Source organism: Chitinophaga sp., assembly GCF_036569125.1.
GTDB lineage: Bacteria > Bacteroidota > Bacteroidia > Chitinophagales > Chitinophagaceae > Chitinophaga.
Window position 1 is genome coordinate 1 of record NZ_DATCRF010000227.1, and the last position, 8,340, is coordinate 8,340.

Sequence of the window (8,340 nt, forward strand, 5' to 3'; positions counted from 1 at the left end):
ATACGAGCCTGGCTGTATACCATTATGCGCAACATTTTTATTAACAATTACCGCCGTGGTAACCGGCAGTACCGCCTGCTGGATAATGCGATGGGCGATTTTCTTTTACACCAGCAGCAACCCTCTATTGGCAATTATGCGGAAAATGGTTTGCGGGTAAAGGATGTGCATATGGCCATTTACAATCTCCCCGTTATTTTTAAACAACCCTTTCTGCTGTATTTTGAGGGATATAAATATTATGAAATTGCAATGATCCTGAATGAGCCCCTGGGTACAGTGAAAAGCCGCATCCACTTTGCACGTAAAATGCTGAAATCACGTATTGCACGCTACTGAAGCCGTTCCGCCTCACACTATCCACTAACTACTAACAACTATCATTTGGCATAGGGAATTTGGTTATTTTTACACCCTGATGAAGCCAAATTACTTAGACGAACTGAATGAACGGCAGCAAGAGGCCGTAACACATATTAACGGGCCGCTGATGATCATAGCGGGCGCCGGCTCCGGTAAAACCAAAGTGCTTACTACCCGTATTGCCCACCTGATGCGGCATGGGGTAGATGCCTTTAACATACTATCGCTCACCTTTACCAACAAGGCTGCCCGTGAAATGAAAGAGCGTGTGGAAAAAATACTGGGCGGCAATGAAGCCCGTAACCTCTACATCGGCACTTTTCACTCCGTATTTGCCAGGCTATTACGCGCAGAAGCGCACCGTCTGGGCTATCCCAACGATTTTACCATTTACGATACGGACGATGCCAAGAGCGTGCTCAAAACCATTATTAATGAGCAGAACCTGGACGATAAGCATTACAAGCCCAACTTCGTATACAACCGTATTTCCGCGGCCAAGAACAGCCTGATGGGCCCGGAGGAATACCAGCACGACAATTTCGTACAACAGGAAGATATGCGGGCCAACCGCCCCATGATAGGCAAGATCTACGACATGTATGCCAAGCGCTGTTTTAAGAACGGCGCTATGGACTTTGACGATCTGCTGTTTAAAATGTATGTGCTGCTGAAGCAGTTCCCGGAAACCCTGCACAAATACCAGCATAAGTTCAAATACATTATGATCGATGAGTACCAGGATACCAACCCTGCGCAGTACGAGATCATAAAGCTGTTAGGATCCGTGCATGAAAATATTTGCGTGGTGGGGGATGATGCGCAGAGCATTTACTCTTTCCGCGGCGCCACTATCGAGAACATTCTGCAGTTTGAAAAGGATTATGACGATGTGCATGTGGTAAAGCTGGAACAGAACTACCGCAGCACCAAATCCATCCTGAACGTAGCCAACGAAGTAATTGCGCACAATAAAGGCCAGATAGAAAAAGCCCTGTGGACCAACAACATGGAGGGCGAAAAAATTAAGCTGGTGCGCACCATGACGGATAATGAGGAAGGCAAGTACGTAGCAGATACCATTGCAGAACAAAAGCTGCGCAACCATTACGATAACCGCGACTTTGCCATCCTGTACCGCACCAATGCGCAAAGCCGCTCCTTTGAGGAAAGCCTGCGCCGCAAAGGCATCCCCTACCGCATTTACGGCGGCATTTCCTTTTACCAGCGCAAAGAAATAAAGGATTTCCTGGCTTACCTGCGTATCACTATTAATACCCGCGATGAAGAAAGCCTGAAACGTATTATCAATTACCCGGTAAGGGGCATTGGTAAAACCACTATAGAAAAAGCCGTGATCATCAGCAATGAGCAGAACATTACTTTCTGGGAAGTGCTGGAACGCGGCCGTGAGTTTGGCTTTAAAGGCGGCACACTGGAAGCGGTGGAAGGTTTTGTAACGATGATCAAAAGTTTCCAGGCCATCCTGGAAAAACATAATGCCTACGATGTGGCCGTACAGGTGGGCAAAAGCACCAACATTGTAAAAGAGCTGTTTAACGATAAAACTACGGAAGGCCTGGCCCGGTATGAGAACATACAGGAGCTGCTGAACTCCATAAAAGAGTTTACAGAAACGCCTACGGAAGATGGGGAGCTGCTGGATAAAAGCCTGGGCTCGTACCTGCAGCAGATCACACTGCTTACGGATGCAGACCAGGGCAATGATGAGAACAGCGATGTGGTAAAGCTCATGACCATTCACGCTGCCAAGGGGCTGGAGTTCCCGGTGGTGTTTTCTGTGGGCCTGGAGGAGAACCTGTTCCCCAGCACTCTTTCCATTAACACCCGCGAGGAGCTGGAAGAGGAGCGCCGTTTGTTCTACGTGGTTATTACCCGCGCTAAAGCCCGCCTGTGGCTTACCTACGCCAGCAGCCGTTACCGTTTTGGCAGCCTGGTGAATAATGAGCCCAGCCGCTTCCTGGAAGAAATGCCGGAACAGTTCATTGACCGTAGCTATGCAGGCGGCAATGCTATGCGTGGCAGCGGCTTTGGCGGTGGCGGCGGTGGTTTGTGGAACAATGGCGGCAACAATATGTTCGACCGCATGCAAAAGAAAGCGCCTGCTGGTCCTGCAGGAGGAGCTTCTTCCACTTCATCATCCTCTGCACGCCCGGCGCCCAAGCCCACCGCACCCGTGGGCACCCATGTGCCGTCACCTGGTTTTGCCCCTGATGATCCGGCTACTATGGAAGCCGGTATGGAGGTAGAGCACCAGAAGTTTGGCTTTGGCACTATTCTGAGTATGGAAGGCGCCCCCAATAACCGTATTGCCACTGTGGTATTTCCCAAGGGCGGCGGCGAAAAAAAGATTATGCTCAACTACGCACGGTTAATGATCGTGAAGAAGTAAATAATTAGCTGTTGGCCTTTAGCTGTTAGCTTTTAGCGGGCTAACAGCTAACAGTTATCAGTTTTTAGCTTTTAACCGTTTGCTTTTGGCAGGCTAACAGCTAACAGCCAATAGCTAAAAGCTTGGAAAATGACTACTGCTGCTTTACAAAAGCTTCGCCACTACTGCGCCTACCAGGAGCGCTGCCATAGCGAAGTACACCATAAATGCCGGGAACTGGGCCTGCGGGGCGAAGAAATAGACCAGGCCATTGCGGAGCTGATCGCTGATAATTTCCTGAATGAGGAACGTTTTGCCAAAGCCTTTGCCGGCGGTAAGTTCCGTACCAAACAATGGGGCCGCCGTAAAATAACCATGGAGCTGCAGCAAAGGCAGGTATCGCCCTACTGCATTAAAAAAGGACTGCAGGAAATAGATGCGGATGATTACCGGGAGACGCTGGAACGGCAGGCGGCCAAAAAATATGCCTCCCTGGAAGGGGAGCATCCCCTGAAACAAAAGCTAAAAACCATTCAATACCTGGTACAAAAGGGCTTTGAGCCGGAGCTGGCCCAGGCCGCGCTTGAACAAATTGTAAATGACCAGCCATAAAATTTAAAAGTTTTTAAGCCCGTAGAGCGTACATTTGTTAATTACGAATTAGTCAATTACGAATTACGAATTGGGCCCCAATGCTGAACGCTTAACGCCGAATGCATAAAGCAAAAGGCCGGAAGCAAAACACAATCAGCGTTTAGCGTTCTGCATTAAGCATTCGGCGTAATTGACTAATTCGTAATTCGTAATTAAAAAGCATTATGTCAGATCTGAAAGTAACGCTCATACAGTCGCAGCTGCATTGGGAGAATATAGCGGAGAACCTGCGGATGTTCGATGAAAAGATCAACTCGATCCCTGAACGTACAGAAGTGATCGTGCTGCCGGAAATGTTCAGCACCGGTTTCAGCATGCAGTCGGCCAGGCTGGCTGAAACTATGGATGGCAGCGCTGTACAGTGGATGAAGAAGAAAGCGGCAGAAAAGAATGTGATCATCACCGGCAGCCTCATAATAAAGGATGGCGACCGTTACGTGAACCGCCTGGTATGGATGCAGCCCAACGGTGTATATGGCACTTATGATAAACGCCACCTGTTCGGGTATGCCGGCGAGCATGAGCATTACCTGCCCGGCGACAAACGCCTGATAGCACAGGTAAAGGGCTGGAAAATAAACCTCTCCGTTTGCTACGACCTCCGTTTCCCGGTATGGGCGCGCAACGCCATTGTAGCAGAAACCGGAGCTCCGGCCTACGATGTGCTGATCAATGTGGCTAACTGGCCGGAACGGCGCAACACCCCCTGGAAAACATTGCTGCAGGCCCGCGCCATAGAGAACCAGGCTTATGTAATTGGCCTGAACCGCGTAGGGAATGATGGTAATAACATTTACCACAGCGGCGATAGCAGCATTATTGATCCCATGGGCGAGATCATTTACCAGAAAGCACATGATGAAGATATATTCACCTACACGCTGGAACGCGCACGGCTGGAAGAGGTACGGAAAAACCTGCCTTTCCTGAAAGATGCGGATAAGTTCCAGGTATTGTAGTCGCACCGGTTTTCAAACCTCCTAATAACATTCCATGTCTTTACTTTCCGGTATTCATCATATTGCCATTATCTGTGCTGATTATGAACGTAGTAAAACCTTTTACACACAGGTATTGGGTATGCAGATAGTGCGGGAAGTATACCGGGAGGAACGCCGGTCCTGGAAGCTGGACCTGGCTTTGGGTACGCAATACGTAATAGAGCTGTTCTCTTTCCCCGAGCCGCCACCCCGGCCCAGCAGGCCGGAAGCGCAGGGATTGCGGCACCTGGCCTTTACGGTGCAGGATGTGGATGCGGCCGTAGCACAGCTACAGGCCAGTGGCGTAACACCGGAACCCATACGTGTGGACCCTCACACGGGGAAGCGCTTTACTTTTTTTACCGACCCTGACGGACTACCCTTAGAGCTATACGAAATTTAACTTTGCCAGCATGTCAGTTACTTACACCAATGCACGCATTTTCACCGGCGACCGCTTCCTGGACAACCACGCAGTATTGACCGATAACGGGCGTATTGTAGGCCTGCTGCCGGTTACAGAAGTACCTTCGGGCACTCAGGAGATAGACCTGGGCGGGGCTACCCTGGCGCCGGCGTTAATAGACCTGCAGATCTATGGTGGTAACGGGCACCTGTTTCCCTTTAGTACGGATGCGGCATCACTGAAAGGCACCTATGAATATTGCGTGAGCGGCGGCGCAGCTTACTTTATGCCTACCATACCCACCAGCTCACGGGAGGTAATGTTACGTTCCATGCAGGCCGTGAAAGATTACTGGCAGCAAGGCGGCAAAGGTGTGCTGGGCCTGCACCTCGAAGGGCCTTTCATGAACCCCGAAAAAAAAGGCGCGCATTTAGAACAATATATTACTTCTCCCACCCAAGAAGATATAAACTGGTTACTGGAGCACGGGCGGGGCGTTATTAAAATGATGACCTTAGCGCCGGAGCGCTGTGATCCGCAGCTGGTAAAACAGCTGCAGGATGCCGGCATATTAGTATCTGCCGGACATAGTAACGCTACCTATGAGCAGGCATATACTGCTTTTGAGCGGGGCATTCCAACCTCCACACACCTGTTCAATGCCATGTCGGCCCTGCAAAGCCGGGCGCCGGGTATGGTAGGCGCTATTTATGATCATGATCGTATATGCGCCAGCGTAGTAGCGGATGGTATTCATGTTGATTTTGCTGCGATCCGCATCAGTAAAAAGATCATGGGGCAGCGGCTGTTCCTGATCACGGATGCAGTGGCGGAAGCCCGCAGCGGCGACTACATTTACATTTTTGATAAGGACCGTTATGTGAATGCCCAGGGTACCCTGGCTGGTTCCTGCCTCACCATGATGCAGGCTGTAAAGAACTGCGTGGAAAAGGTAGGCATTCCCCTGGATGAGGCGTTGCGCATGGCCTCTGCTTACCCCGCCGCCCTGGCCGGGATGGAAAATGAGCTGGGCCGCATCAGCGCCGGCTACCGGGCTGCCATGGTGGTTTTTAACGACCAGCTGCAGGTGGTGCAAACCATCACGGAATGAGGAAAGGATGGGTATGCTGCTCCGTTTTAGTATCTTCGCGCTTAACAATTTCTTAATCTGCTCAAGGAAGATATGTCGGCACTAACGCGTTTTTTCACCAAAGATCATTACAGGAATAGTTTTTTACTGGGCTGGCTGGTGCTGGCATTGGTGCAGGCAGGCGTAACGGAACTGATGGATGATGAGGCCTATTACTGGGTATACTCCCGCCATCTGGACTGGGGTTATTTCGATCATCCGCCCATGATAGCCCTGCTCATAAAAATGGGTTATGCCCTGTTCCACAATGAGTTTGGCGTGCGCCTGCTGATGGTAGTGCTGAATGTTTGTACCCTTTGGATCACCTGGCGCCTGATACCTCAAAAGCATAACCGCCTCTTTTACATGGTGCTGTGCGCTATGGGAGCTATGCAAATAGGGGGCATGCTGGCCGTGCCGGATGTACCGCTGATCTTCTTTGCCGCTTTATACTTCTGGATCTACCGTTTGTTCACTGAACAGCAAAGCTGGCGTAACACGCTGCTGCTGGGCATTAGCATGGCCCTGCTGTTTTACAGTAAATACCATGGCATACTGCTGGTGTTCTTTACCGTAGTATCAAACCCTAACCTGCTGCGGGTATTTAAGTTCTATGTAGCGGTGATCATTACCACGGCTTTATTCCTGCCGCATATTTACTGGCAGGTGGCGCATGGTTTCCCTTCCCTGCAATATCACCTGGTAGAGCGTAATGCACCCAGCTATGATATCAGCTACACCCTGGAATATTTGTTAGGGCAGCTGTTATTGTTTGGGCCACTTGCGGGCTGGCTGCTGCTGTATTACGCCTTCATTTGCCCCATACAAAGCAGCTTTGAACGTACCTTAAAAGTAAACCTGATAGGGGTGCTGGCCTTTTTCCTGCTCAGCACCTATAAAGGCCGGGTAGAGGCTAACTGGACGGTGATGGTATTTGTGCCGGCGGTGATATTGGCCCACCAGGCTATTATCCGCCGCAGGGGCTCCTGGAAGCTGCTGCGGTACCTGGCCTATGCTACCGTGGCTATTGTATTGGTGGTGCGGGTGTACATGGCCTGGGACTTTTTACCGGGTGTGGAGATACGGCCGGAAATTCATCATAACAAGGAGTGGGCTGCTGCCCTGCAGGCCAAAGCCGGTGATAAGCCGGTGGTGTTCATGAACAGCTACCAGCTGCCTTCCAAATACATGTTCTATGCGCCGGGTACCTTATCGTATAGCCTGAACAGCCGCTATGCGCGGCGCAGCCAGTATAATTTCTGGAATACGGAAACACAGCTGTGGGGTAAGCCTGTAATGCTGGCTTTTGAGCCGGGAACAGAGCTGCCTGTTACAGATAGTATAAAAACAGTAAAAGGCACCTGGGACTACTACAACATACCGCAATACTATTCCTACTCTCTGATCCGCCTGATACCGGCTATGAAAAAAGTGCAGGCGCGGCCCGGCGAGCATATGGCCTTTATATTGAAAGTGCGTAATGATTACGGGCGTCCTATTCCGCAGGATACGGCCCATGCAGCGCTGCTGGGATATGCCTTTGTACATAAAAGGGACGGGCTGCCGGCAGTTAAAAGTTCTATAGATCTGTTCAAAGCTATGGAGCGCCGTATTATCCGTATGGAGGTGATTATGCCGGAGCAGCCGGGCACTTACCAGCTGAAGTTCTGCGTATTTGCCGGCATATTGCCGCCCACGCATAACAGCGAGGCAGTGCAGGTAATCGTGAGTGATAAGATCAACAAATAAAAAAAGCCGCAGCTGTTTGGTAGCTGCGGCCAATGTATTTATACTGTTTTGTAATTACTGTTCAAACGCGTTCCAGCCCTGGGCTACCAGCTTAAACTTATTACCGCCTTTGGTAATAATATGCGCGCCTTCGCTAATATCCGTCATGTAGCCGATAACGCTGATCTGTTCTGAAAGCACCAGCTTATCATAGTCCTCCTGTTTAATGGTGAACAGCAGCTCATAGTCTTCCCCGCCGCTTAGTGCGCAGGCAGTAGGGTCTAAGCCAAATTTGAGGGCCTGCTGTTTGGTTTGATCTTCGATAGGGATCTTTTCTTCGTACAGCACACAACCCAGGTTACTTTGCTTGCAGATGTGCAGGGCCTCAGAGCTAAGGCCATCGCTGATATCCATCATGGCAGTGGGTTTTACGCCCTGCTCTTCCAGGTATTCCACAATATCCTTACGGGCTTCCGGTTTCAGCTGCCGGCCTATAATGTAGGTTTGATCTTCCAGGTCGGGCTGCAGCTGCGGGTTTTCCTGGTAGATCCTTTTTTCCCTTTCCAGCAGGGTAAGGCCCAGGTAAGCGGCGCCAAGGTCGCCGGAAACGCAGAGCAGATCGCCCTTTTGGGCAGTAGAGCGTTTTACGAACTGGTCGGGTGTTACTTCACCCAGCGCAGTTACGCTG

General features: G+C 50.5%; 8 protein-coding genes. 7 read left to right on the top strand and 1 reads right to left on the bottom strand.

Annotated elements, in window-relative coordinates; translation table 11 throughout:
• The 7 genes from VIM87_RS08085 to VIM87_RS08115 all read left to right on the top strand — a co-directional run.
• On the top strand, positions 1-339 hold a 339-nt coding region (locus VIM87_RS08085; protein ID WP_331996490.1), incomplete at its 5' end, for an RNA polymerase sigma factor.
• Between the two features lie 79 nt (positions 340-418).
• Positions 419-2,776 (top strand): ATP-dependent helicase, encoded by a 2,358-nt coding sequence (locus VIM87_RS08090; protein ID WP_331996491.1) that lies wholly within the window; start codon positions 419-421, stop codon positions 2,774-2,776.
• Between the two features lie 129 nt (positions 2,777-2,905).
• Positions 2,906-3,367: a regulatory protein RecX gene (locus tag VIM87_RS08095; RefSeq protein WP_331996492.1), complete on the top strand. Its 462-nt coding sequence runs from the start codon at positions 2,906-2,908 to the stop codon at positions 3,365-3,367.
• Between the two features lie 206 nt (positions 3,368-3,573).
• The gene (locus VIM87_RS08100; protein ID WP_331996493.1) at positions 3,574-4,368 is read left to right on the top strand and encodes an amidohydrolase; all 795 of its coding nucleotides are present in this window, start codon (positions 3,574-3,576) and stop codon (positions 4,366-4,368) included.
• Positions 4,369-4,402: 34 nt separating this feature from the next.
• Positions 4,403-4,792 (top strand): VOC family protein, encoded by a 390-nt coding sequence (locus VIM87_RS08105; RefSeq protein WP_331996494.1) that lies wholly within the window; start codon positions 4,403-4,405, stop codon positions 4,790-4,792.
• A 10-nt stretch (positions 4,793-4,802) separates the two neighbouring features.
• Complete coding sequence (nagA, locus tag VIM87_RS08110) at positions 4,803-5,906, top strand: N-acetylglucosamine-6-phosphate deacetylase (protein ID WP_331996495.1); 1,104 nt, start codon at positions 4,803-4,805, stop codon at positions 5,904-5,906.
• 72 nt (positions 5,907-5,978) lie between these two features.
• Positions 5,979-7,673: an ArnT family glycosyltransferase gene (locus VIM87_RS08115; protein WP_331996496.1), complete on the top strand. Its 1,695-nt coding sequence runs from the start codon at positions 5,979-5,981 to the stop codon at positions 7,671-7,673.
• A gap of 54 nt (positions 7,674-7,727) precedes the next feature.
• On the opposite strand, the gene VIM87_RS08120 is transcribed toward VIM87_RS08115, so the two are convergent.
• The coding region (locus tag VIM87_RS08120; RefSeq protein WP_331996497.1) for a thiamine-phosphate kinase at positions 7,728-8,340 on the bottom strand (613 nt) is incomplete at its 5' end.